27 protein-coding genes are annotated in these 23,034 nt (G+C 75.9%); 13 read left to right on the plus strand and 14 right to left on the minus strand.

The features are described from left to right. Positions 1-80: 80 nt before the first annotated feature. The 3 genes from ACIQWA_RS30280 to ACIQWA_RS30290 all read right to left on the minus strand — a co-directional run bounded on the left by ACIQWA_RS30280 (position 81) and on the right by ACIQWA_RS30290 (position 3,426). Positions 81-965, minus strand: coding sequence for a BPL-N domain-containing protein (locus ACIQWA_RS30280; protein ID WP_402487883.1), 885 nt, complete (start codon positions 963-965; stop codon positions 81-83). A gap of 237 nt (positions 966-1,202) precedes the next feature. Beyond that, the gene (locus ACIQWA_RS30285; RefSeq protein WP_402487885.1) at positions 1,203-2,429 is read right to left on the minus strand and encodes an MFS transporter; all 1,227 of its coding nucleotides are present in this window, start codon (positions 2,427-2,429) and stop codon (positions 1,203-1,205) included. A gap of 211 nt (positions 2,430-2,640) precedes the next feature. Further along, the gene (locus ACIQWA_RS30290; RefSeq protein ID WP_402487887.1) at positions 2,641-3,426 is read right to left on the minus strand and encodes an NAD(P)-dependent oxidoreductase; all 786 of its coding nucleotides are present in this window, start codon (positions 3,424-3,426) and stop codon (positions 2,641-2,643) included. A 65-nt stretch (positions 3,427-3,491) separates the two neighbouring features. On the opposite strand from ACIQWA_RS30290, the gene ACIQWA_RS30295 reads away from it, so the two are divergent. The 3 genes from ACIQWA_RS30295 (at position 3,492) to ACIQWA_RS30305 (ending at position 5,890) form a co-directional block, all read left to right on the plus strand. Continuing rightward, positions 3,492-4,403 carry a LysR family transcriptional regulator gene (locus ACIQWA_RS30295; protein ID WP_402487888.1) on the plus strand — a complete coding sequence of 304 codons (912 nt, stop codon included), beginning with the start codon at positions 3,492-3,494 and terminating at the stop codon, positions 4,401-4,403. Positions 4,404-4,514: 111 nt separating this feature from the next. Beyond that, positions 4,515-5,075, plus strand: coding sequence for a DinB family protein (locus ACIQWA_RS30300; protein WP_402487890.1), 561 nt, complete (start codon positions 4,515-4,517; stop codon positions 5,073-5,075). Between the two features lie 299 nt (positions 5,076-5,374). Then, entirely contained in the window at positions 5,375-5,890 is a 516-nt protein-coding gene (locus ACIQWA_RS30305; protein WP_402487892.1) for a cupin domain-containing protein, read from the plus strand. 286 nt (positions 5,891-6,176) lie between these two features. Here ACIQWA_RS30305 and ACIQWA_RS30310 read toward each other — a convergent pair whose 3' ends face one another. The 4 genes from ACIQWA_RS30310 to ACIQWA_RS30325 all read right to left on the minus strand — a co-directional run bounded on the left by ACIQWA_RS30310 (position 6,177) and on the right by ACIQWA_RS30325 (position 9,257). Continuing rightward, the gene (locus ACIQWA_RS30310; RefSeq protein ID WP_402487894.1) at positions 6,177-7,508 is read right to left on the minus strand and encodes an RNA polymerase sigma factor; all 1,332 of its coding nucleotides are present in this window, start codon (positions 7,506-7,508) and stop codon (positions 6,177-6,179) included. Beyond that, the gene (locus ACIQWA_RS30315) at positions 7,508-7,927 is read right to left on the minus strand and encodes a YciI family protein (protein WP_402487896.1); all 420 of its coding nucleotides are present in this window, start codon (positions 7,925-7,927) and stop codon (positions 7,508-7,510) included. The genes ACIQWA_RS30310 and ACIQWA_RS30315 overlap by 1 nt, the downstream gene beginning before the upstream one ends. A 239-nt stretch (positions 7,928-8,166) precedes the next feature. Further along, a complete protein-coding gene (locus tag ACIQWA_RS30320; RefSeq protein WP_402487898.1) occupies positions 8,167-8,376 on the minus strand; it encodes a DUF397 domain-containing protein in 210 nt (69 codons plus the stop codon). Next, entirely contained in the window at positions 8,373-9,257 is an 885-nt protein-coding gene (locus ACIQWA_RS30325; protein WP_402487900.1) for a helix-turn-helix domain-containing protein, read from the minus strand. The genes ACIQWA_RS30320 and ACIQWA_RS30325 overlap by 4 nt, the downstream gene beginning before the upstream one ends. Before the next feature lie 247 nt (positions 9,258-9,504). Between ACIQWA_RS30325 and ACIQWA_RS30330 the strand changes: the two genes are divergently transcribed. Then, the gene (locus ACIQWA_RS30330; RefSeq protein WP_402487902.1) at positions 9,505-9,945 is read left to right on the plus strand and encodes an ATP-binding protein; all 441 of its coding nucleotides are present in this window, start codon (positions 9,505-9,507) and stop codon (positions 9,943-9,945) included. Positions 9,946-9,969: 24 nt separating this feature from the next. On the opposite strand, the gene ACIQWA_RS30335 is transcribed toward ACIQWA_RS30330, so the two are convergent. Both ACIQWA_RS30335 and ACIQWA_RS30340 read right to left on the minus strand, forming a co-directional pair. Then, positions 9,970-10,317 carry a transcriptional regulator gene (locus ACIQWA_RS30335; RefSeq protein WP_402487904.1) on the minus strand — a complete coding sequence of 116 codons (348 nt, stop codon included), beginning with the start codon at positions 10,315-10,317 and terminating at the stop codon, positions 9,970-9,972. Beyond that, entirely contained in the window at positions 10,314-10,778 is a 465-nt protein-coding gene (locus tag ACIQWA_RS30340) for a hypothetical protein (RefSeq protein WP_402487905.1), read from the minus strand. The genes ACIQWA_RS30335 and ACIQWA_RS30340 overlap by 4 nt, the downstream gene beginning before the upstream one ends. A gap of 117 nt (positions 10,779-10,895) precedes the next feature. Between ACIQWA_RS30340 and ACIQWA_RS30345 the strand changes: the two genes are divergently transcribed. From ACIQWA_RS30345 to ACIQWA_RS30355, 3 genes are all read left to right on the plus strand, one after another. Next, entirely contained in the window at positions 10,896-11,828 is a 933-nt protein-coding gene (locus tag ACIQWA_RS30345; RefSeq protein ID WP_402487907.1) for an ABC transporter ATP-binding protein, read from the plus strand. Further along, positions 11,825-12,721 (plus strand): ABC transporter permease, encoded by an 897-nt coding sequence (locus tag ACIQWA_RS30350; RefSeq protein ID WP_402487909.1) that lies wholly within the window; start codon positions 11,825-11,827, stop codon positions 12,719-12,721. The genes ACIQWA_RS30345 and ACIQWA_RS30350 overlap by 4 nt, the downstream gene beginning before the upstream one ends. A gap of 65 nt (positions 12,722-12,786) precedes the next feature. Further along, positions 12,787-13,098, plus strand: a complete 312-nt coding sequence (locus ACIQWA_RS30355) for a hypothetical protein (protein ID WP_402487911.1) — start codon at positions 12,787-12,789, stop codon at positions 13,096-13,098. Positions 13,099-13,109: 11 nt separating this feature from the next. On the opposite strand, the gene ACIQWA_RS30360 is transcribed toward ACIQWA_RS30355, so the two are convergent. Further along, positions 13,110-13,937, minus strand: a complete 828-nt coding sequence (locus tag ACIQWA_RS30360; protein WP_402487912.1) for a hypothetical protein — start codon at positions 13,935-13,937, stop codon at positions 13,110-13,112. Between the two features lie 234 nt (positions 13,938-14,171). Here ACIQWA_RS30360 and ACIQWA_RS30365 point away from each other — a divergent pair, with 234 nt between their 5' ends. Further along, complete coding sequence (locus ACIQWA_RS30365; protein ID WP_402487914.1) at positions 14,172-15,035, plus strand: DUF4253 domain-containing protein; 864 nt, start codon at positions 14,172-14,174, stop codon at positions 15,033-15,035. A 32-nt stretch (positions 15,036-15,067) separates the two neighbouring features. Here the strand turns inward: ACIQWA_RS30365 and ACIQWA_RS30370 are convergent, their stop codons facing one another. After that, positions 15,068-15,676: a TetR/AcrR family transcriptional regulator gene (locus ACIQWA_RS30370; RefSeq protein ID WP_402487916.1), complete on the minus strand. Its 609-nt coding sequence runs from the start codon at positions 15,674-15,676 to the stop codon at positions 15,068-15,070. A 110-nt stretch (positions 15,677-15,786) separates the two neighbouring features. Between ACIQWA_RS30370 and ACIQWA_RS30375 the strand changes: the two genes are divergently transcribed. Both ACIQWA_RS30375 and ACIQWA_RS30380 read left to right on the plus strand, forming a co-directional pair. Next, the gene (locus ACIQWA_RS30375; protein ID WP_402487917.1) at positions 15,787-16,368 is read left to right on the plus strand and encodes an RBBP9/YdeN family alpha/beta hydrolase; all 582 of its coding nucleotides are present in this window, start codon (positions 15,787-15,789) and stop codon (positions 16,366-16,368) included. A 153-nt stretch (positions 16,369-16,521) separates the two neighbouring features. Beyond that, positions 16,522-16,968, plus strand: coding sequence for a hypothetical protein (locus tag ACIQWA_RS30380; protein ID WP_402487918.1), 447 nt, complete (start codon positions 16,522-16,524; stop codon positions 16,966-16,968). Positions 16,969-16,990: 22 nt separating this feature from the next. On the opposite strand, the gene ACIQWA_RS30385 is transcribed toward ACIQWA_RS30380, so the two are convergent. The 3 genes from ACIQWA_RS30385 to ACIQWA_RS30395 form a co-directional block, all read right to left on the minus strand. After that, a complete protein-coding gene (locus tag ACIQWA_RS30385; protein ID WP_402487920.1) occupies positions 16,991-18,307 on the minus strand; it encodes an MAB_1171c family putative transporter in 1,317 nt (438 codons plus the stop codon). Continuing rightward, the gene (locus ACIQWA_RS30390) at positions 18,304-18,975 is read right to left on the minus strand and encodes a ParH-like protein (protein WP_402487921.1); all 672 of its coding nucleotides are present in this window, start codon (positions 18,973-18,975) and stop codon (positions 18,304-18,306) included. The genes ACIQWA_RS30385 and ACIQWA_RS30390 overlap by 4 nt, the downstream gene beginning before the upstream one ends. 163 nt (positions 18,976-19,138) lie before the next feature. After that, positions 19,139-19,756 carry an XRE family transcriptional regulator gene (locus tag ACIQWA_RS30395; RefSeq protein WP_402487923.1) on the minus strand — a complete coding sequence of 206 codons (618 nt, stop codon included), beginning with the start codon at positions 19,754-19,756 and terminating at the stop codon, positions 19,139-19,141. 578 nt (positions 19,757-20,334) lie between these two features. On the opposite strand from ACIQWA_RS30395, the gene ACIQWA_RS30400 reads away from it, so the two are divergent. The 3 genes from ACIQWA_RS30400 to ACIQWA_RS30410 all read left to right on the plus strand — a co-directional run bounded on the left by ACIQWA_RS30400 (position 20,335) and on the right by ACIQWA_RS30410 (position 22,856). After that, on the plus strand, positions 20,335-20,775 hold the full coding sequence (locus ACIQWA_RS30400) for a hypothetical protein (protein WP_402487925.1): 441 nt from the start codon (positions 20,335-20,337) through the stop codon (positions 20,773-20,775). A gap of 42 nt (positions 20,776-20,817) precedes the next feature. Continuing rightward, positions 20,818-21,825: an aldo/keto reductase gene (locus ACIQWA_RS30405; protein WP_402487926.1), complete on the plus strand. Its 1,008-nt coding sequence runs from the start codon at positions 20,818-20,820 to the stop codon at positions 21,823-21,825. A gap of 167 nt (positions 21,826-21,992) precedes the next feature. Further along, the gene (locus ACIQWA_RS30410; RefSeq protein ID WP_402487928.1) at positions 21,993-22,856 is read left to right on the plus strand and encodes an alpha/beta fold hydrolase; all 864 of its coding nucleotides are present in this window, start codon (positions 21,993-21,995) and stop codon (positions 22,854-22,856) included. The last annotated feature ends 178 nt before the right edge of the window (positions 22,857-23,034 follow it).

The following is a 23,034-nucleotide window of genomic DNA, read 5'->3' on the forward strand; positions in this document are numbered from 1 at the left end:
CCGACGGGGTCGGGGTCGGCTCGGGGGTGCGTCAGGGGTGGGTGGGGGCCGGGGCCCGGTTCAGGACTTCGGCTCCGTGTTCAGGACTTCGGCTCCGTGCCCACCAGGGTGTGCACCAGGTCCTCGCCCAGGGCCAGGCCGGTCGGCGACTCGTCCGGCAGGCCGTAGTCGCGGTACCAGTCGGCCGGGGCCTCCGGGTGCGGGCCGGTGACCGCCACCCGGCCCGAGCCGTACGGGGCGACCACGGCCGCGGCCCGGTCGTTGGTGTAGCGGGCCAGCACCCGCGCGTCCGGGCCCTCCACGTCGAAGTACGGGCCGTCCTGGAAGTACATCCGCCGCGGCTGCCCGCGCCAGGAGACGTCGACCAGGTGGTCCTGCTCGTCGGTGACGGTGGCGCCCCGGGAGCCGATGTACTGCCCGGAGTCGCCCGGCAGGAGGCCGTAGCCGGGGTCGTGGCCGGCCAGGTAGCCGCCCATGCACAGCCCCAGGTAGTGCCCGCCGCCGCGCACGTAGGCGCGCACCAGCTCCGGGGAGAAGCCCGGGTCACGCTGCAACAGGCGCCAGGCGGTGGACACCTCCTGCCCGTTGGTGCCGCCCGGCTGCACGTACAGCGCCGCGCCGGACAGCGCGTCCGGGCCGAAGCGGACCTCCTCCTCGGGCCCGATGTAGCGCACCGCGTAGCCGTCGTGCTCCAGCAGGTCGTGCGCCGCCTCCGGGCAACCCTCGCAGGCCGCCGGGCCCCGGTAGACCAGCGCCACCGGACGGCCGTCCGGATCCGGCGCCACCCCGCCGGTCGCGTCCGCGCGCGGCGCCCGTCCGGCCAGGTCGGCGCTGTCCGGTCCGGCCCCGGAGGGCGGAGCCCCGCACGCCGACGCCGCCAGCACCACCGCCGCCAGCGCCACCGCCACCGCGCCCCGTCCCGCCCGTCCGGCCGCTCCGGCCCGCCCGCCCCGTCCAGCCCTCATGACCTGCACTCCTGCCGCCCTCCCCGGGCCGTCACCGTCCGCCGCCACGACGCTACGGCCCACGCCCCCCGGCCCGCACACCAGCCCCCCTGACCGGGTGAACGGGGGGCTGGGGGTTGACCGGCCCCGGGGGGATCCGCAGGAGGCGCGCGGTTGACGGCCCCGGGAGCCGGGAAGGCGCGGGAATCACGAAGGCGCGGGCGTCACGAAGGCGCGGGTGACAGGAGGCCGCGGGTGTCAGGAGGCCGCGGCCGCCGCCGCCAGCGGGGCCGGCGCCGGACGGGCCGGCGGGAAGCGCCGCAGCCGCACCAGCGCCAGCACCAGCAGCAGGGCCAGCGCCCCGGCCGCACAGGCCAGCGCGAACGCCGCCAGGTGGCCGTACGCGCCGACCAGCGGCCCCGCCCCCGTCACCGCCAGGCCCTGACCCGCGATCAGCCCGCTGCCCAGCAGCGTCATAGCCTCCGCCATCCGACCCGCCGGCGCGACCCGCTCCACCAGCCCGAACACCGCGATCAGCGCCGGCGCCACCGCGAACCCGACCGCCCCCACCGCCACCGCCGCACCCGCCACCCCGCCCACCGGCAGCAGCCCCAGCAGCAGCACCGCCTGCGCCGCCACCGCCGTGCGCAGCCGCGCGGTGAGGTCGAAACGCTCCGCGAACGAGGCCAGCACGACCCCGGCCGCCGCGCTGCTCACCCCCATCGCCGACCAGACCAGGCCGCCGACGCCCGCGTCGCCCCGGGCCAGGTACTGCACGCCGGTGTTGGCGGCGCCGAACACCACGCCCTGCAGCACCGTCACGGCGATCAGCACCAGCAGCGGCCCGGAGAGCACCCGCCCCGCCGCCACCGCGCGCGCCACCGCCGCCGGAGCCGTGGGGTGCAGCGCGAACACCGTGCCGAACAGCGCCATCAGCGCCGCCGCGCACACCAGGCCCGCCGCCGGGTGCACCGCCCAGGCCAGCACCCCGACCAGGGCGGGGCCGGCCACGAAACTCGTCTCGTCCACCACCGCGTCGAAGGCCAGTGCCGGACCGACCAGTTGGTGGCCGTCCCGGCGCCCGCCCGCCAGCGCGATCCAGCGGGTGCGCGACAGCGGCCCGATCTGCGGCACGGTGAAACCGGCCAGCGCCGCGCACCCGGCCTGCACCGCCGGCGCCAGGCCGGCGACCGAGGCCACCACCAGGGCGGCCGTCAGCAGCGCGTTGGCCAGCGACGCCGCCAGGATCACCGGCCGGTGGCCGCGCCGGTCGGCCAGCCGGCCCAGCAACGGCCCGCCCACCGCCTGCCCGCCCCACAGCAGGCCCGCCACCACCCCGCCGCGGCCCACCCCGTCCAGCGCGGTCACCATCAGCAGCGTCCCGGTCGGGCACAGTGCGGCGGGCAGCCGGGCGAGGAAGGACACCAGGGGCAGCCGTGGCCCGGCGAGTCGGGCGACGCCGTGCACGGCGCTGCGAGCGGACAAGGGGCGCCCTTCCTCGGTGGTCGGCGCGGACGCCCCCACTACACCGGACGGCACGCGCGCTCGGCCATCGGCGGCGGCCACCAAGTGGCCCGCGCCGGGGGCGGGCCGGGGCTGGACGTTCCTCCGAGCCGGGCCCGTTCCGCCCCGGGCCCGCCCGCCGCACCGGGCCCGCCGCCCCGGGCCCGACCCGGGGCGCTCCGCCCCCAGGGGATCACTCCTCCCGCAGCGCCCGCACCACCGCCGACAGGTCCCGGTCCGCGATCGACGGGTCCGCCAGCAGCGCCTGACGGGCCGCCGCCAGCAGCGGGCCGCCGCCCGCCAGGGCGAGGTCCTTGGCGGCCAGCCGCACCGGGAAGTCCGACTCCGTGCTGCGCGCCCGGGCCACCACCCCCGCGAGCGGCCCGCCCGCCAGCACCTCCAGCGCCTGCTCCTGCGGCACGCCCAACTCGCCGGCCACCGACAGCACTTCGTCCAGGACGGCGACCGAGGTGACGATCGCGCCCATCACCACCACCTTCAACGCCGCCCCCGCCCCGGGGCCCCCGCAGCGCCGCACCCGGCCCAGGTGGGACAGCACGGGCTCGGCGCGCTCCAGGTCGCCGTCCTCGCCGCCCGCGTAGACGGTCAGCTCGCCGCGGGCGGCCGGGCCGACGCTGCCCAGCACCGGGGCGTCCACCAGGGCCACGCCGTCCGGCAGTTGCCCGCGCAGCCCGGCGACGGCGCGCGGGCCGATCGAGGACATGTCGATCCACAGGGTGCCGGGGGCCAGCGCGGCGGTGAAGCGTCCGGCGACCTCGGCGGCGGCCTGCGGGTCGGAGAGCATCGTGACCACGATGCCGGCCCCGGCCACGGCCTCGGCCGGGCTCGAAGCCTCGGTCAGGCCGTCGGCCCGGCCGGGCGTGCGGTTCCACACGGTCAACGGGTAGCCGGCGGCGGCCAGGCGACGGGCCATCGGCAGCCCCATCCGGCCCAGGCCCAGAAAGGCGATCTTTTCCATGGCCCCCACGCTAGGCACCCCCGAGCCAGGCGACAAACGAATGTCTCGCATGGTACCCATGCCCAATGGACATGGCTTGGCTGGACGTCTTCCGCACCGTCGCGCACCTGGGCTCCTTCACCGCCGCCGGCGAGCGCCTGGGCTTCACCCAGTCCGCGGTCTCCCGCCAGATCGCCACCCTGGAAGCCGAGTTGGGCGCCCCGCTGTTCGACCGCCTGGCCCGCGGAGTCCGGCTGACCGAACACGGCCGCGCCCTGCTCCCGCACGCCGAGGCCCTGCTGGAACGCCTCGACACCACCCGCCGCGACCTCGTCGCCCTCACCGAACTCGACGCCGGACGCCTGCGGGTGGGCGCCTTCGACAGCGCCAACGCCGAACTCCTCCCCGCCGCCCTCGCCGCCTTCCGCACCGCCCACCCGCAGGTCGAGACCACCCTCACCGAAGGCCTCAGCACCCACCTGCTGGAGCGCCTCGCCGACGCCACCATCGACCTCGCCGTGGTCGCCTCCTACGCCGAGAACCCCCAGGACGCCTACGACACCGACCAGTTCGACCTGCGCCCGCTGCTGCGCGACCCCGTCCTGGTCGCCCTCCCGCGCGGCCACCGGCTCGCCGGCCGGCGCCGCCTGCGGCTGGCCGAACTCGCCGACGAACCCTGGATCGCCGCCCGCCGCGACCCCGGGTCCACCCTGCTCGCCGCCTGCCTGCGCAGCGGCTTCCAGCCCCGCATCGAGTACGCCGTCGGTGCCTGGGCCGCCAAACTCGGCCTGGTCGCCGCGGGGTTGGGCCCCACCCTGATCCCCGCCCTGGCCGCCCGCGCCGCCCGCCCCGACATCGCCCTGGTCCCGCTCCACCCCCAGGACACCCCCGTGCGCCACGTCCGCACCGCCACCCTCCGGGGCCGCCGGGTGCCACCCGCCGTGACCGGCTTCCTCGGCTTCCTGCGCGAAGCGGCGCGCGCCGGCCGGCGCGACTGACGGCCCGCCGCCCCCGAACCGGCCCGCCGCCCCCGAGCCGGCCGGCAGTCCCGGATCCGGCCGCAGGGAAACCGGGTTGAACGGGCCGGGAGTGTGGGCGAGCATGCGGGGATGAGCGAGCGACCCGAGCGATGGACCCAGGCCACCGTCTACCCCGACATGTGGGCCGACCCGGCCGACGACCCGCGCAACAGCGAAGGCCCCTCCCCGGACGGCGAAGCCGCCACCATCGAGGACTACCTGACCAACTACCGCCTCACCCTGCGGATGAAGTGCGAGGGCCTGGACGCCGAGCAGCTCGCCCGGCGCTCGGTGCCGCCCTCGACCATGTCGCTGCTCGGCCTGGTGCGCCACCTGGCCGAGGTGGAACGCCACTGGCACAACTGGATCCGCGAGGACGAGCCGCAGCCCAAGCTCTACGGTCCCCGCGACGCCGACTTCGACGGAGCGCTCCCCGACCCGGCCCTGGTCGAGGCCGCCTGGCGCGACCTGGAACGCGAACAGGCCGCCCTGGACGCCGTGTTGGCCGCCCACCCGGACCTCGGCGAGCGCCTCGGCAAGCAGCGGCTCTCGGTCCGGGAGCTCCAGGTGCACCGCATCGAGGAGTACGCCCGCCACTGCGGCCACGCCGACCTGCTGCGCGAGTGCGTGGACGGCCGCGTGGGCCAGTGACGGACCCGGCGGCCGGCGGACCCGACGGACGACGGACCCGACGGACGACGGGCGGCGGTCGACGGGCGGCGGGCTCGGGAGATCCTCGGGAGAGTCTCAGGAGAACCCGGCGCGGTGGCGCTCGAACTCCTCCGGGGTGCGCACCCCCTCGTCCAGGACGGCCCGGTGGATCCCCCAACTGCGCACGCTGCGCCCGTACTCGGGGCGGTCCGGCACGGGCCCCGCGAGCGGAATTGACCCACGGAAACGGTGATCGATTGCCCCCTGATCGTGGGTCTTTCCGCTCCTAGTCTGGTCACATGACGACGACGAAGAACACCGCTCCCGCCACCGCCACCGCCCCGGTCCTGGCCCGCCACGGCGAGGCCGAGACCTGCGCGGACCCGAGCGCCACCATGACCCTGCTCGCGGAAACGGCCCCGGGCGAGGGCGGCTTCACCGTCTACCGCTCCGCCTTCGCCCGGGGCGCGGTCGGGGCCCCGGCCCACTTCCACACCCGGGCGACGGAACTGTTCTTCGTGATCAGCGGCTCGCTGCGGGTGCTGGTCGGGGAGGAGGTCACCGTCCTGAACGCGGGCGACTTCCTGGCCGTGCCCCCGCACACCCCGCACGCCTTCGCCGCCGCCCCGGGCTCCGAGGCCGACGTGCTGTTCGTGTTCGCCCCCGGCATGGACCGCTTCGACTACCTGCGCCTGCTGGGGACGGTCATGCGCGGCGAGGCCGACCCGGGGGCGATCGCCGCCTCCGCCGAGCGCTTCGACAACCACTACGTGGACAGCCCCGCCTGGCGCGCCGCCCTGGCGGGCCGGGCCTGAGCGTTCGGCCCGGGGGGCGACGGGGCCGACGGGGCGGCGAGGGCGACGGGGGCTCTTCGACGGGCCGGGGCGGCCCGGGTGTGGAACGGTGGAAGGCCGGGGGCCCCAAGGCCGGGGGACCAGGGGGCCGGTTGCGAGAGGAGTCGCCATGTCGTCGAAGCGCCGCCGCAAGAAGAAGGCCCGGGCCAGGCGCGGGGCCAACCACGGCCGCCGGCCGCAGTGCTGAACGGCTCAACGGCAGAGCCGTACGGCCCCGCGTCCGACAACCGGACGCGGGGCCGTACGGTCACCCCACGGAGTCGAGCGCGGCCGCCTTGCGCAGCAGCACCGCCCGCTCGCGGGTGTTGCGGCACAGCCGGGCGGCGAGTTCCAGCTCCGCCCGGGCCTCGGTGGTGCGCCCGAGGCGGGTCAGCAGTTCGCCGCGCACCCCCGGCAGCAGGTGGGAGCCGGCCAGGCGTCCGGAGACGGCCAGGTCGTCGACCAGGGCGAGCGCCGGTCCCGGCCCCTCGGCCATCGCGACGGCCACCGCCCGGTTGAGTTCGACCACCGGGGACGGCGCCACCCGGCCGAGCGCCTCGTAGAGCAGCACGATCCGTTCCCAGTCGGTGTCGGCCACCGACGGCGCCGCCGTGTGGCAGGCGGCGATCGCCGCCTGGAGGCCGTACGGGCCCAGGCCCCGGCCCGGGGCGGCGGCCCGGCCCAGGGCCGCCAGGCCGCGGCGGATCGCCGAGTGGTCCCAGCGGCGCCGGTCCTGGTCCTCCAGGAGCACCGCCTCCCCGTCCGGGCCGGTGCGGGCCGGGAAGCGCGAGGCGGTGAGCTCGAACAGGGCGAGCTGGCCGTGCACCTCGGGCTCCTCGGGCAACAGGGCGGCCAGCGTCCGGGCCAGCCGCAGCGCCTCGTAGGCGAGGTCGGTGCGCAGCAGGTCGTTGCCGGCGGTGGCCGTCGAGCCCTCGGTGAAGACCACGTACAGGACGCTCAGGACGGCGCCCAGCCGTGCCCGCCGCTCCCGGGGCGGCGGCAGCTCGAAGGGGACGTGCGCGGCGGCGATGGTCTTCTTGGCGCGGGTGATGCGGGCCTGCACGGTGGGCACCGGCACCAGGAACGCCCGGGCGATCTCCTCGCTGGACAGGCCGCCCACCACCCGCAGGGTGAGCGCCACCCGGGCCTCGGGGGAGAGCACCGGGTGGCAGGCGGTGAACATCAGGGCGAGGACGTCGTCGTCGACCCGGTCGGGGTCGAACGGCAGCTCCGGCGCCGGGTCGGGGCCGGTCGCCGAGCCGGTGCTGAACTGGCCCTCGGCCAGGCCGCCGGCCAGCGCGGCGTAGCGCTCGTCCAGCGCCGAGGCGCGGCGGAAGGCGTCGATGGCCCGGCGCCGGGCGCAGGCCAGCAGCCAGCCCACCGGGTTGGCCGGGGCGCCGTCGCGCGCCCAGGAGACCAGGGCCTCGGCCAGTGCCTCCTGGGCGACGTCCTCGGCCAGCGCGAAGTCCCCGGTGTAGCGGGCGAGTGCGCCCACGATCCGGGCGGACTCGATCCGCCACACCGCCTCGACGGCCCGCCGGGCGGCCTCGGCGTCCGGCGGGCCGTCGAGGCGGTCGGGGCCGTCGGTGGCTGCGGGCATCAGAGCTGGCCGGTGCGCTCGCGCCAGGCCCGCTCCTTGACGATCCACTCGTTGTCCTGCGGGAACTCCTCGATGCTCGGCACCCGGCGCACCTCGCACTTGGAGCCGGGCAGGGCCGGCATCCGCTTGGCCCACTCCACGGCCTCCTCCTTGGAGGCCACGTCGAGCAGGTAGAAGCCGCCGAACAGCTCCTTGGTCTCCCCGTACGGGCCGTCGGTGACCACCGGCGTCTCGCCGCTGTAGTCGACCACCACGCCCTGCGACGGGTCGTCCAGCCCCTCGGCGGCCACCAGCACGCCCGCCCGGATCAGCTCCTCGTTGAAGCGCCCCACGGTCTCCAGCATCTCCTCGAAGGGCGTCTCCATCATCTTCGCCATGGACTCGTCCGTGCCCCGCATGATCAGCATGTACTTCGCCATCACAGACCTCCTTCGACGGGGGGCCGCCTCCCGGCCCCTTCCAACCCAAGGTCGAACGGCGCGCCCGTGGATCGACACGCTCGACGAAGACGGACGATATTCCTTCCCGCCGACAGCCCCCGGCCGCCCCGCCGCCCGGGGAGCGCCGAAGCAACGGCGGCCCGGCCAGGTTCGCCCCGGCCGGGCCGCCCAACGGCATCCTCCGGCTCTCTGCACAGGAAGTCGGCCCGGCCGACTTCCTACGCCGGGAAGTCCCCCGCGCGGACGGCGGCGATGAAGGCGGTCCAGGCATCGGCGGTGAAGAGGAGTGAGGGCCCCTGCGGGTCCTTGGAGTCGCGGACGGGAAGCACGCCCGGGAGCCCGTCCGCGACTTCGACGCATTCGTTGTCGGGGCCGCTGTACGAGCTCTTGCGCCAAGTGACGGTGGAGAAGTCGGGTATGTGCCTCATGCGTCGAGATCCTTGATAGAGGTGATCAGTTGCAGGGATTCCGTAGGCGGCAGTGCCTTCGTGGAGGCATCGTCCCAAAGCTCCGAGTACGCCTGCACCTCCGTCGCACCCTCGAGCCACATGGATCCCGACGGGTTGTCCAGCAGGACGACATCCATCGCGGCCTCGGAAGGGAATCCCAGGATCACGTAGGGCCCGGCCATGCTGGCGTGCGCGCCGACGCTGAACGGAACCACCCGGATCGTCACGTTGGGCAATGATGCCGCCTGCGCCAAGTGCGCGAGCTGATCCCGTAGGACGGCAGGCCCGCCGACTTGTTGGCGCAGAGCACCTTCGGCGAGCACGACCGAGAGGAACAGCGGCGGGTCGGCGGTCAAGCGTTCCTGCCGCCTCAGGCGAACGGTCACGAATTGCTCGACCTCTTCCGGCCGCTTCCAGCGGCGGCCCGCCGCGGTGAGCGCGCGTGCGTAGTCCGGGGTCTGCAACAGTGCCGGGATCATCTGGCTTTGAAACGTGCGCACCGAGGACGCCACGGCCTCCAGTGCGACGAAGTCGCGGTAGGTGTCCGCGAGCACGTCGCCGTACTCGTTCCACCAGCCACTGCCGCGCCGCCGTTTGTTGGCCGTGCGAGCAAGCTCGGCCAGGCGCTCGTGAACGGTCGGTTCGTCAACGCCGTAGAGCCGGAGCATCGCAGTGAGATCCGGAATCCGAACAGGGCTGCGACCGTTCTCGATTCGCGAGATCTTGCCCTTGGTGCAGTCCAGCGCCTCGGCAACCGTGCCGGTGCTCAAGCCCGCACGCTCCCGCATGCCCCGCAGTTCCTCGCCCAACTGCCGTCCCAGCACGGTGGACGGCGCGCTCGCCACGCGATCCGGTTGCACGCAACCTCCTCTGATCAGCAGTCAATCTGCGCTCACAGTAGCCGCGCAGGCAATCCCGACTTCCCGCACCTTTTCCTCAGGCAACGTTGCGGATGATCTTAAAGCGGATGCATGCTACCTGGCGTAGCAAGTCGCGACACAGAGCGTGATCAACGCGAGCTTGCTGCCGGGCATCCCCATGCCTCGATCCGTTGCCGGGCGTTCTCGCCCGATCCTGATCCCCAACCCCACCGGAGGTGGCTCCGCCATGCCTGAAACCGATGCGTCCGCCAGTCCGTCCGTCCGTCGCGGCTGCTGGTTCCCGCGATCGCGCCGCTCGCCGTCGCTCGCGCGGCGGATGCTGCGCGAGCTGCTCGCCACGGTGGCGGACGGCGACCGCTACCGCGAGGTCGGCGAGCTGCTCACCTCGGAGCTGGTTGGCAACGCCGTCCTCCACTCGGGCCTGCCGGGGCGGCTGATCTGGGTGTCCTTCGATCTGAACGCCACCCGGCTGCGCATCGAGGTGCACGACGCGGGTGAGCGGCCGCCCGTGCCCCAGCGGCCCGACCCCGCCGCCGGGGGAGGGCGCGGGCTGCTCCTGGTGGCGGCCCTGGCCGGCGAGTGGGGGTGCTTCCCGCGCCCGGGCGGGGTGGGGAAGGTGGTGTGGTGCGAATGCGCGCCCGCCGCCTCGCACGGAAGGAAGCCGTGAGTCGGATACGCGGCCCCGCCCGGGCTACCCCTCGGCCGCCGCCTGTTCCAGGGCGGCGCCGAGGGCGGTGGCGGAGGCGGCGATGCGCTGCAACTCGGCGAGGTGGGCGGCCAGGGCGCGGCGGCCCTCGGGGGTCAGGCGCAGCCAGGTGCGGGGCCGCTTGCCGACGTAGCCGCGGCGCAGCCTGACGTAGGAGGCGGCCTCCAGGGTGGCGGCCACCTTGCTCAGCGCCGACTCCGAGATCCCGCAGCCCTCCCGTACGGCGCGGAACTCCGCCTCCGCGCAGCCGGACAGGAAGGCGACCACGGCGAGCCGGGTGGGCTGGTGGATCAGCTCGTCGAAGGCCGGTTCCGGCGGCGGCCCGGCGCTCACTCGGCGCCCGCCCCGGCCGCCCGCCTGCGGCGCAGCAGCAGGAAGTGGGTCAGGCCCCCCGCGAGGCCGAGGGTGAGCAGGAACCCGGGCAGGCCGAAGGGCAGGGCCAGCGCCCCGGCCGCGGCCGGCGGCAGCAGCTGGAGCGCGGCCGCGCGCAGCCCGGCGGCCCCGCGCGGCAGGGCCGCGACGATGCCCGGCCGGTGCTCGACCCGGTGGCTGACCACCACGTGGCCCACCAGCAGCAGCGCCGCCGCCAGTCGCAGCAGCGCCGTCGCGATCCACAGCCGCTCCGGAAGCAGGACGGACAGGCCGATCCCGGCGAAGCCCGCCCCGAACAGGCCCGCGGCCGTGGCCGGGTACCAGGCGGGCAGCGGGTTGGGCCGCCGGGCCGCCGCCCGGGCCCGCTGCGCGGTGCGCAAGGACGCGAGGGCGTCCTCGGGGGCGATGTCGTGAACGCTCACCTGATGCTCCAACTCCCCGGTCCCGGAAGGCTTCTGACAGCACCGGAGATCCTGGCATTTACTTTCCCGCCGGGCAAGTACTAGCGTGGCGGGCATGTGCAAGGGGGAGGCAGGGACATGACCGCGACGACGACGCCGCAGGAGCGCGCGGCCGAGCGCTCCGGAGACGAACGGCCCGGGGGAGAACCGGCGATCCTGACGTCCGGACTGCGGATGCGCTACGGCAGCCGGGACGTCCTGGACGGCCTGGACCTCAGCGTGGAACGCTCCGAACTCTTCGCCCTGCTCGGCCCCAACGGCGCCGGCAAGAGCACCACCATCGAGATCCTGGAGGGCTACCGCCGCCGCTCCGCCGGCGAGGTCACCGTCCTCGGACAGGACCCGGCCCGCGACGACCCCGCCTGGCGCGCCCGGATCGGGATCGTCCTGCAGTCCAGCCGCGACCACGGCCGCTGGCGCGTCGGCGAACTGCTCGGCCACCTCGCCCGCTACTACCCCGACCCCTACGAGCCCGCCGAACTGCTGGCCCGGGTCGGCCTCACCGACCAGGCCGACCGCACCGCGGCCACCCTCTCCGGCGGACAGCGCCGCCGCCTCGACGTGGCCCTCGGCCTGGTCGGCCGCCCCGACCTGCTCTTCCTCGACGAACCCACCGCCGGCTTCGACCCCGAGGCCCGCCGCGACTTCCACGCCCTGCTGCGCGAACTGCGCGACGAACGCGCCACCACCATCCTGCTCACCACCCACGACCTCACCGAGGCCCAGCAACTGGCCGACCGCATCGGCATCCTGCAAGCCGGCCGCCTCACCGCCTGCGGCACCCTGGCCGAACTCGCCGAAGCCGCCCGGGCCGAGTCCGAGGTGCGCTGGAGCGAACCCGACGGCACCCCGCGCAGCCTGCGCACCGCCGACCCCTCGCAGACGGTCTGGGACCTGCACCAGCGACTCGGCGGACCGATCCCCGACCTGGAGGTGCGCCGCCCCAGCCTGGAGGACACCTACCTCGGCATGGTCGCCACCCCCTCGACCGACCCGGCGGAGGCCGCGTGAACCCCGTGAACCCCGTGAACCCCTACGTCCTCGGCCTGCGCCGCGGCGCCGTCGAACTGCGCCAACTCCTGCGCAGCCGCAAGGACTTCTACTCCTACCTGACCACCCCGCTGGTCTTCCTCGCCATCTCCTACTGGCGCTCCGGCTCCGACGGCCCCAGCGGCACAGCAGCGGGCAACGCGGGCACCGACGGCTCCGGCGACGCCCTGACCCAGCTCAGCCTGGCCGGCGGCATCGCCTCCACCGTCTTCATGTTCGGACTGATGACCGTCCCCCAGTTCCTCTCCGGCGACCGGGAGGACGGCACCCTGCTGCGCCTGCGCGGCGTCCCCGGGGCGATGCCCGCCTACCTGGTCGCCAAGGCGCTCTTCGTCCTGGTGACCATGGGCGCCTCCATCCTCCTGCTGCTGGCCGGCGGCGCCCTGCTGCTGCACGCCGACCTGCCCGCCACCCCCGGACAGTGGCTCACCCTGGCCCTCACCCTGCTGCTGGGCACCGCCGCCGTCGTCCCGATGGGCGCCGCGATCGGCGCCCTGCTGCCCCCGGCCCGCGAGGCCCTCGCGCTGTACATGATGCCCATGCTCGGGCTGATGTTCATCTCCGGCGCCTTCGCCCCGCTGCGCGACCTGCCCACCGCCCTCCAGGCCGTCGGCTCGGTCTTCCCGCTGCGCTGGATCGCCCAGGGAGTGCGCTCCGCCCTGCTGCCCGACAGCGCCAAGGCCCTGGAGGTTTCCGGCAGTTGGCAGCACCCGCAGATCACCGGCGTGCTGCTGTGCTGGGCCCTCGCGGGCTTCCTGCTGGCCCCCGGCCTGCTGCGCCGGATGGCCCGTAAGGAGTCCGGCTCCGTGCTGTCCGAACGCGAGCGCAAGCGCCTGGCCAAGAGCGCCTACTGAGAGCCATGAGCGCCCACTGACCCCTGGCCCCCTGACCCCGAAGCAAGGAAGAAAGAGGTACCACCATGCTCGTCCCCCTGCCCGGCTCCCCGCAGCCGGCCGGCCTCGAACCGCTCAGGGCCGCCCTGCACGCCGCCCTGGACACCGCCGACCAGGCCGAACAGCCGGGCCTGCGCCGGGCCCTGCGGATCGTCGAGGACTTCGTCCCGCCCGCCGCCCCGACCCCGGTGGACTGGGCCCGCAGCGTCCTGGCACACGCCGGGATCGACCCCCGCACGGCCGAGGTCAAGGCCGTACGGGAACTGCGCCGCGCCCACCCCGGCCTCAGCCTCAGGGACGCGGTCGCACTGGTACGGCTGGTCGTCGGGCAGTCCTGAGGGTCACACCACTACGGCTGCGGCGCGAGGTAGCCGCCCACGAAGGCGTCCAGGTCCGCCAGGGCCGCGGCCAGGTCGGCGCGGGTGAGCTGCCCGGCGGCGGCCCCGGTGGCCAGCAGGTGGCCCAGCGCGGCCCGGCAGGTGGCGACGGGCGAGGCGGACGCCGGGAGGGCGCAGCTGACCTCCTGGGCGGGCCCGCCGGGCGACTGGAAGGTGACCAGGGCGACCGTACGGTTCGGCCCGCCGGCGGCCGGAAGGTTGGGCTCGGTGGCGTTCGCCGGGACGCCGACGGCCGCCAGCAGCAGGCCCGGGGCCCGGGTGGGGAGCGGGTGCACCAGGGTCGCGGGCGAGCGCTGCGGGGCGTTGCAGGTGGCGGGGGCGGCCCCGGCCGCGGGGAGCAGTCCGCAGGCCAGGTCGATCTCGGTCTGTGCGCCGCCGCTGACGAACACGGCCTGCACCACCGCGTCGAAGCGGGTGCCGGCCGGGTCGGCGGCCGGGGCGCCGGGGTGGAGGTAGGCCTGCTGGCCGCCGTCCCCGGCGAAGAACACCGCGTCGCAGGTCCAGCCCGCGGGCGCGACCAGGAAGTGCACCTCACCGGGGTAGCGGGCGCCGTACACCGCCGCCGTCGCCGGCACGTCCACCCCGTCCGGCACCGGCACCGAGGCCGGTACGGCCCCCGGCGGCGGCCCCGGCGCCCCGGCCCGCACCGGACAGGCCCGCACCGGCGCACTCCCGGCGGCGGAGGCCACCCCCGCCCCGGGCACCACCGCCGCGCCCGCGGCCAGCAGCACCGCCGCCGCCAGCACCCTCACCCGACGCCCATCGGACGCGCCACCCATGCCCCACCTCCAGCCACCCAGCGCAGACCCCGGGACACGACGGACCGGCCGCCGCACTCCTCCCACCACCCTAGAACCGCCCCCCGAGCCCCCGCGCGCCCGGACCGCACGAGGATCTGGTGAGGAGCGGGGTCCTGCGCGGGCAGCTGCACGACCCCGGCGGCGTCGAGGCGGACGACGGGGTGGGGCGGGCCTGCCGGGGGCGTTGTCGGTGCGTACCCCTACCGTGGGGGCATGATCGACTCCCAGTTGCTCCGCGACCTGCGCCGACGCTTCCCCGACCGCAGCGCCGAAGGCCGTACGGCGCCACTGCTGCCGGGGCGGCAGGTGGTGCCGTCGCTGTGGGTGAGCGACGGGCCGGCGCCGCAGGGCGCGTGGGAGCGGCTGCGCCGGGAGCACGCGCGCTCGGGGCTGTGGCCGCTGCTGCTGGCGCCCGGCAACGGCGTCCCGCACCTGGAGGCGCGGGACCTGGGGCTCGAACCCGGCGAACCCGGCGAACCGGGCGAACCGGGGGAGCCGGGGGAGCCGGGCGGGTCGGGGGAGTTCCGGGCGGACCGGTACGACGTGGCGGCCCTGCTGCGCGAGTGGTGGGAGAAGTCGCTGCTGTGGTGCCCGAGCGGCGACCCGCAGGACCGGGCCGACCTGCTGGAGGCGCTGGCCCCCTACGGCGACACCTGGCCCGGCCCCGCCCCCGCCCCGGTGCCGCAGCGCGACCCGCAGGAGTGCGCCGACCGCCTGGCCCGCCAACTGCTGCGCGCCCGGCCCTCGCTGCGGATCGGCCTGGTCCGCGCGGACGGCGGCGCCCAGGCGCTGGCCGCCTGCGGCTGGAACGGCACCAACGGCCACGGCGACACCGGCGAGATCGCCGCCGTACTGCACGGCTGGCAGCAGCGCTTCGGCGCCCGCCTGGTCGAAGTGGGCGCCGCCTCCATGGAGTTGAGCGTCGCCGCGCCGCCGACGAGCCGGGCGCAGGCGCTGCTGGTGGCGGCCGAGCACGCCGCGTTCTGCCCGGACAACGTCCTCGGGGCCGAGGAGGGCCTGGCCGGCTACGCCGAGGACCTGGTCGGCGCCGTCCACTGGGGCTTCTGGTGGGACTGACGTACGGGCTGGGCCGACGCGGTGTCGTACGGTCAGCCCGCCCGCCCGGCGCGTAGGCCGTCCAGCAACTGCCGTACGTGGTCGGCGGCCTGGGCGGGTTCCAGTGGCTGGTGGCCGACCATCAGCCGGTACCAGAAGAGGCCGAAGAGCCGGTCGGTGGCCGCCTCCAGGTCGGCGGCGGGCGGGAGTTCACCGCGCTGGACGCCGCGCGCGAGCAGGGTGAGCACGACGTCGCGGCGACTCTGCACCCACTGGCGGAAGGCTTCGGCGAAGGCGGGGTCGAGCTGGGCCTCGGCCATCAGGCCGCGCAGGGTGCGCACCCGCAGGGGGTGGGAGGCGACGCCGTACAGGGCGGTGGTGAAGGCGGTCAGGTCGCCGGCCAGGGTGCCGGTGTCGGGTTCGGGCATCCGCTGTTCGACGGCGGTGCGGTAGGCGTCCAGCACCAGTGGCGCCTTGGACTTCCACCATCGGTAGATGGTGCTCTTGGCGACGTCGGCGCGGGCGGCGACCCGTTCGACGGTGACGGCCTGGTAGCCGAGTTCCTCGACGAGTTCGACGGCGGCGGCCAGGACCGCGTCGTGGGCGTCCTGGCTGCGGATGCGGCCGCCGGTGCGACGGCCGGGGGTTTCTGCGGTTGGCACCCCGTCACCGTAGCAGCGTGCTACCGTTCAATCGAAACGCGACGGAGCGTTTCGATTGAGGGCCAAAGGATCCGGAAGGGTCCGAAGGATTCATGGGGAGTGGATCGCACATGAGCGAGATCGTGGTGTCGCACGGCCTGGGCGCGAGTGACGACAGTGTCTGGTTCCCGTACCTGGCCGAGCGGTTGGAGGCCGCCGGGCACCGGGTCACCGTGCCGCGGCTGCCCGAGGCCGCCGCCCCGCAGCGGGAGGCCTGGCGCGCGGTCTACGGCGAGGCGGTCCGGGCGGCGGGGCCGGCCGGGTCGACCGTGCTGGTCGGGCACAGCATCGGCGCGGTCAACGTGCTGCGCTTCCTGGAGGGCCACGACCCGGAGGCCGACGGGGTGTTCGCCGGGGTGGTGCTGGTGGCCGCCTCGGCGCACGAGGTGGGCTACGAGCTGCTCGCGGGGTTCTTCGAGGGCGGCTTCGACTGGGAGCGGATCCGGCGTACGGCGCGCGGCTTCCGGGTTCTGCAGGCCATGGACGACCCGGTGAACCAGCCCGACCCCGCCGAGCACGTGGGGCTGTTCGTCCGGGGCCTGGGTGCCACCGCCGTGGTGACCGCGACCGGCGGGCACTTCGGCGCCGCCCTGGACGACCACGTCGAGGTGCCGGAGGCCGTGCGGCTGGTCACCGAACTGCTCGACGCCTGACGGCGGCCCACGGCGGCCCACGGCGGCTCACGGCGGGGCCGTCACGGCCGGCCCGTCACCGCGGGGCCGTCACGGTCCGGAGGCGGCGGGGCTCCACCCGGGAGGTTTGCGTCAGATTGACGATAATTGGTTCGTCGGGCTAGCGTGCCGGGCATGCGAGTGATCCTGACGCGCGACAGCGTGCACCCGGGAGACGACCCACCACACCACTGGGACTTCACCGTCGACCCGACGACCACCCTGGGCGACCTCATCGACCGGGCAGTCGACTACCCGTACCGGATCGACGGTTCCAGCTGGTCGGCAGCCCTCGAGGGCGCCCCTGCGGACGAGGCCCCGATCGCCACCGTGTCCATGCACTGGGCGAAGCCACGCTTCACGAACGAGGCGGACCGGCAGCTGCGCCTGGACTCGGTGACCACCGCTCCGGGCGAGCTCGGGCTGCACTTCCGGTACCACCCGGGAACCGTCCCGGTGGAGGAAAGGGAGGAACCCGAACCCGTCCCGGCGAAGGGGACCGGGCCCGGCGTGCTCTCGATGGTCCCGCTCTTCCCCCTGGGCCTGCTGTTCGAAGCGGTCCGGTGGTACTGGGAGCGGTGACGGAACCTGCCCGTAGGGCCCGTCACCGCGTGGCCGTCGCGGCCCGGGTCCGCTCGGCGCGGGCGCGGGTGCGGACCTCGGCGACGGCCGGGCAGGTGGCGTAGACCCGGGCCAGGTGGGCGAGGTGGTCGGCCTCCCCGTCCAGGGTGTCCGGGGACTCCAAGGAACCCAGGGCGTCGGCCGCGGGCGCCGCGGGTGCGGCGGGCCCGGGCAGGGTGCCGGCCGCGGCCAGTTCCAGGGCGGCGGCCAGCGACGCCGCCTCGGCGGTGGCAGCGGTGTGGTCGGCGGGCGGCGGGAAGCGCCGGGTGGCGCGGTCGAGCCACTGCGCGGCACGCGGGTCCAGGTGCTGGCGCAGGATCAGCCGGGCGTCGTGGATCTCGATGATCCGCCGGTAGAGCGCGAACCGGGGGTCGCGCGGGGGCAGCGGCAGCCGGCGGGCCGGGTCGAGGGCGATCTCCGGCAGCACGGTGTGCAGGTCGCGCCAGAGCGGGGTGAGCGCCCGGTAGCGGCGGTGGGCGCGCAGCCAGCCGCGCACCGCCCCGGTCGCCGCGGGCCACAGGGTGCTGCCCAGGCCGGCCGCGATCAGCGCCGCGCACAGCCCGCCCAGCGCCGCGCACAGGAGGTCCTCGGGGCCGTCCTGGCTGCCGGTGACGGCCGCGCGCAGCACGTCGTCCACGCTCCAGGCGTTCCACAGCAGCCCGGCCACCAGCCCGCCGGCCAGCAGCCGCAGCCCGGTGCCCAGCCGCCCGGGGCCGGCCGCGCGGGCGCGCCGGGCCAGCTCGCGCAGCAGCGCGGTCAGGCACACCGCGGTGTGCAGCATGCCCACGGCGGTGTACCCGGCCAGCGCCAGCCGGGCGGACAGCTCGGGGCCGACGCTCAGGTCCTGGCCCGCCAGGCCCGGCGCGGCGGCGGTGATCAGCGCCACCCGCAGCCCCAGCACCCCGGCCAGCAGGGCCAGTCCACCCCGCACCTCCCGCCGTAGGGGCTCGGCGGCGTCGGCGGCAGTGCCGGTGCCGTCGCCGTTGTCCGCGGCGGCGGTGCCGGCCGAGCCCGCGGCGTCGGCCGCCCGTAGCGCCGGTACGAGCAGCCGCATCGCCGCGGCCGCGCCGTCGCGCAGCCCGTCGCCCAGCACGATCACCAGCACCGCCAGCACCGGAACCCCCGTGCCCTGCACCGCCCGTACGGTCGGCGGGGCGAGCACCAGCAGGGCGGTGCCGAGCAGGGCCGTGCCGTAGCAGGTGAAGCGGGCGGCGGGGCGGGAGTCGATCCGGCTGCGGGAGAAGTGGGCGGAGCTGAGCACGAAGAACAACCCGACGGGGTAGAGGGCGAGTTCGCTCACGACCGGCGCCCCTGCGGCCCGGCGTCCGTCGGGCCCTCGTCCGTCGGCCCGGCGTCCTGCGGCCCGTCGTCGTTCGGGCCGTCGTCGTTCGGGCCGCCGTCGTTCGGGCCGTCGTCGTTCGGGCCGCCGTGCCGCCTGGCGGCCAGCAGGACGCCCAGCGCGTCCAGCGACCCGCCGGCCGGCGCCCGCCCGGCCCCCGACCGGTCGGCGGCGTCGGCCCGTTCCGCCCGGCTCAGGATCAGCGAGGCCAGTAGCTCCGCCTCCCGCTCCTGCGGCTCGTCGTAGCTGGTGCGCCCCAGCACCCGCTGCACCAGCGCCGGGGAGAGGTTGGGCAGCAGCGCGGCGGCCGGGGCCAGCGGCGCGGAGCCGGCGTGGTCGAGCAGCAGGTGCGCGATCTCGTGCACCAGGATGTGCCGCTGGTGCAGCACACCGGTGTCCGCCGCGTACAGGATGTAGTCCGCCTCCAGGGTGGAGACCAGCAGCCCGCAGGGGGCGTGCGGCCGGGCCGGCACCGGCAGCAGCTCGATCGGCCGCCCGCGCCGCACCGCCAGTTGCTCCAGCAGCACCACCGGGTCGAACGGGCGCGGCAGCTCCAGCCGTTCGGCCATCCGGCGACAGCGCCGCAGCGAGGACCGGTAGTCCCGGCCGCCCCACAACTCACCCCACAACCCGAGCTCCCCTCACCGCTCCCACCCCTACGGTTCCTCCGCCGGCGCCTCCGCACGGGCCTCCCACGCTCCTGCGCCCGCCCCGCGGCCCCGGCGGCCCCGCAGCTCCGGCGGCCCCGTACCCCGGCGGCCCGAAGGCCCCGCGGGGTGGCGCGGCCCGCGCTCAGGGCGAAGGGCGTTTGCGCGCCGCGTCCCGACGGGCGATCACGTCGACCAACTCGCTCACGGTGTCCAGGCCCTCCGGCGACAGGCCCACCGCCCGCAGCGCCAGGCTGCGCACCCCCGCGTCGCGCAGCGCGCCGAGCAGGGCCAGCTCCTTGGCGATCTCGGCGCCCTGCTGCTCGTCGAAGAAGTACGCGGGCGGGACCTGGAAGAAGTGGGCCAGCGCCTCCAGGTGGCGCTTGGTCGGGTTGTCCCGGCGCCCGGTGCGCAGCTGCCACAGGTAGGTGGTGGAGAAGGACTCCCCGGTCGCCTCGCGGCAGGCCCGGGCCACCTCCTCGTTGGTGTACTGCTCGCGGTCGGGGCGGCGCACCGTGTGGAACAGGGCCTCGATCCGGGCCGCCAGCCCGCCGGCCTCCGTGCTCGCGGGGCCGTCCGCCTCCGTGCTCGCGGGGCCGCCCGCCTCCGTGCCGGTGCCGGTGCCCGCGTCCGTCTCCGTGTCCGCGTCGGCGCCCGTGCCCGTACCCGCTCCCGTGTCCGCGTTCGCGGTGCCGTCCCCGGCGGGCTCCGGTGGAGCGCCCTCCGGTCCCACCCGAACGCCGTCCCCCGTCGACTCCGTCATGCCCCACCTTCCTCACGCCCGGGCCCTCCGCGCCGCGACCTCGGCGGACGGACAGGGCCGGCCAGGTCACGATAGCCGAACGGCATCAGCTGGCATGGATCAGAAGATACCCGCAGTCAACGCCAGTTGACCCGCGTAGCGTCGGCTGACATCCTGGACGGGCAGACCCGCAGGCGCCGCCGACCCGAGCTGACGAATCATCACATCAGCACGTACCAGCGGCACTTGGCATCTCCACCGGACCGCCCGACCGGCCCCGGCGCCCCGGCCGGGAAGGGCCGAACCCCCGTGAGACCGCACGGCGTCGACCCCCGCTGTGCCGCACCCCCACCGTGCCGCACCGCCGTATCCCCGCCGTGCCGCACCGCCGCCCGGCTCGTCCTCCCGCCGCGCCTGGTCCCCGCCCGGACCCGCCCGGGCCGCCCGCACGGCCCGGACGGCCCCCGCCCCGGCGGCCCCCGCCCCGTGACCGCCGCCGCCCGGTCACCCTCCGTCTGATCCCCGGCACACCCCGCAGCCGTTGACCCCCACGAGGGGCGCGCCGCCGGACGGCGCGCCACGACGGGCGGGAGGCGAACGTGCTCAGGTTCCACGGCGCTTGGCGCATCACCGTGGTCGGCCGCAACGCCGACTTCGACCAACGGGCGGTCGTCCGCGGCCCGTCCGGCACCCGGGTGCTGCCCGGCCGGCCCGGCGCCGTCCTGGAAGTGGACGGCGAGAGCTGGACCCTCACCCTGGAACACCGCCCGCGCGGCCGCGACTGGCAACCCAACCTGCGCACCACCGCCGGACCGCTCACCGAACGCGACGGCGTGCGCAGCCGGCTGCTCACCAGCAACGACCGGCACTGGCCGGGCAAACCGCCCGGCTACGTCAACTTCGTGCTGCGCCTGGACCAGTCGGCCGCCCCGGCCCCGTCCGCCCAGCCCGCCCCGTCCGCCCTGTTTGCCCCGTCCGCCCCGTCCGCCCCGGCCCGGGCTCCGGCCGCCCAGGCCCGGGCTCCGCTGCCGACGGTCTAAAGTCCCAGGTGAGCACCGTCGCGCCACCCGAGGAGAGCCAGCATGCCGACCGATCCCACCGCCGCCGCCCCCGCCTCCGTCCCCGGTGCCCCGGCCCGGGCCCGGCTCGGCCTGGGCACCGCGGCGGTCGGCCGGCCCGGCTACATCACCCTCGGGCGCGCGGCCGACCTGCCCGCCGAACGTACCGTCGAGGCCCTGCGCGAGCGCACCCACACCCTCCTCGACGCCGCCTACGCCGCCGGGGTGCGCTACTTCGACACCGCCCGCTCCTACGGCCGCGCCGAGGAGTTCCTCGCCCAGTGGCTCACCGAACACCCGGAGGCCGCCGCCGAGGTGACGGTCGGCAGCAAGTGGGGCTACACCTACACGGCCGACTGGCGCACCACCGGCGTCACCGCGCACGAGGTCAAGGAGCACTCGACGGCGGTGTACGACCGGCAGATCCGCGAGACCCGCGCCCTGCTCGGCCCCCACCTGGACGTCTACCTGGTCCACTCGGTCACCACCGACAGCCCCGCCCTCACCGACCCCGCCCTGCACCGGCGCCTGGCCGCCCTCGCCGCCGAGGGCGTGCGGGTGGGCCTGTCCACCAGCGGCCCCGCCCAGGCCGAGGCCATCCGCCGGGCCCTGGCCGTCACCGTCGACGGCCGTCCGCTGTTCAGCGCCGTCCAGGCCACCTGGAACCTGCTGGAGACCTCCGCCGCCCCCGCCCTCGCCGAGGCCCACCGGGCCGGCTGGCTGGTCGTGGTCAAGGAGGGCATGGCCAACGGCCGCCTGGCCGGGCGCAACGCCACCGGGGACGACACCGCCGCCCTGCGCGCCCTGGCCACCCGCACCGCCGCCACCCCCGACGCCCTCGCCCTGGCGGCCGCCGCCGCCCAGCCCTGGGCCGACGTCGTCCTGTCCGGCGCCGCCACCCCCGCCCAGCTCGCCTCCAACCTCGCCGCCGCCCACCTCACCCCCACCCCGGACGACCTCGCCACCCTCGCCGCCATGCCCGAACCCGCCGAGGCCTACTGGCGCACCCGCTCCTCCCTGCCCTGGACCTGACGGCCGGTCGGAGGCCGGTCGGCCCCGGCCCGGGGGTAGTGCGGATGATCTTCACCGAGTAGGGTGAAATCCCCGGCAGCGGGCAGCTGTTCGTGCACCACCCCAGTGGCTGCGCCGCCCCGCCGCCGACACCACCGCCGCCGCCCGGAAAGGCAGTCCCAGCCCAGATGCAGCCGACGTTCGTCCTGGTCCACGGAGCGTTCGCCAACTCCTTCTCCTTCGCCCCGCTCCAGGCCGAACTCGGCCTCCTCGGGCACCGCTCGGTCGCCGTCGACCTCCCGGGACACGGCTTCGCCGCGACCTACCCGCGCGCCTACCAGGCGCCGCAGGACCTCGCCGAACTCGCCGCGACGCCCGGGGTGATCAAGGGCGTCACGCTCGCCGACAACGCCGCGCACCTGATCGGGATCCTGGAGCGGGCCAAGCGCAACGGGCCCGTCGTCCTCGTCTCGCACAGCCGCGGCGGCTTGACGGCCACCGTCGCCGCCAACCAGCGGCCCGACCTGATCGACCACCTCGTCTACGTCTCCTCCTGGTGCCCCGTCGACCTCGACGTCAGCGCCTACTACGCCGAACCCGAGATGGCCGCGGTCGACCCCGCCGCGCTCGCCTCGGCGCTGGTCGGCAACCCCGCCGAACTCGGGCTGCTGCGCTCCAACTTCCGCACCGCCGACCCGGACGCCCTCGCGGCCTTCAAGGCGGCGCTGTTCGCCGACGGGACGGACGAGGAGTTCCTGGTCCTCCTCAACACCTTCCAGCCCGACGAGAACCTCGACGCCGGCACCCCCGACGACCGGGCCCGCCCCGACACCTGGGGGCGGATCCCCCGGACGTACGTCCGGCTGACCGAGGACACCAGCATCCCGCTCGCCATGCAGGACCGGATGATCCGCGAGGCCGACGCCCTGACCCCCGGGAACCCCTACGCCGTCCGCACGCTCCCCGGCAGCCACCTCAAGTGGCTGGCCGCCCCGGAACCGGCCGCCCGGGTCCTCGCCGAGCTCGCCGCGCAGCTGCCCGCCGCATCCTGACCGGAGCCGGCCGACCTGCCGACGGCCCCCGGCCGGGCGGAGCGGAAAGTCGGCGGGTCCGACTTCCTGTGCGCGCGTCCACCGGGGCGGTGCGGATGTCACGGCCCCGGGACCGGAGTTCCTCGATGTGCTCGGCGAAGCGGAAGCCGCAAAGGCCGGCGCGGCTCGGCTCGTCCGG

Origin of the sequence: Kitasatospora sp. NPDC098652, assembly GCF_044760155.1 — a bacterium.
Lineage (GTDB): Bacteria > Actinomycetota > Actinomycetes > Streptomycetales > Streptomycetaceae > Kitasatospora.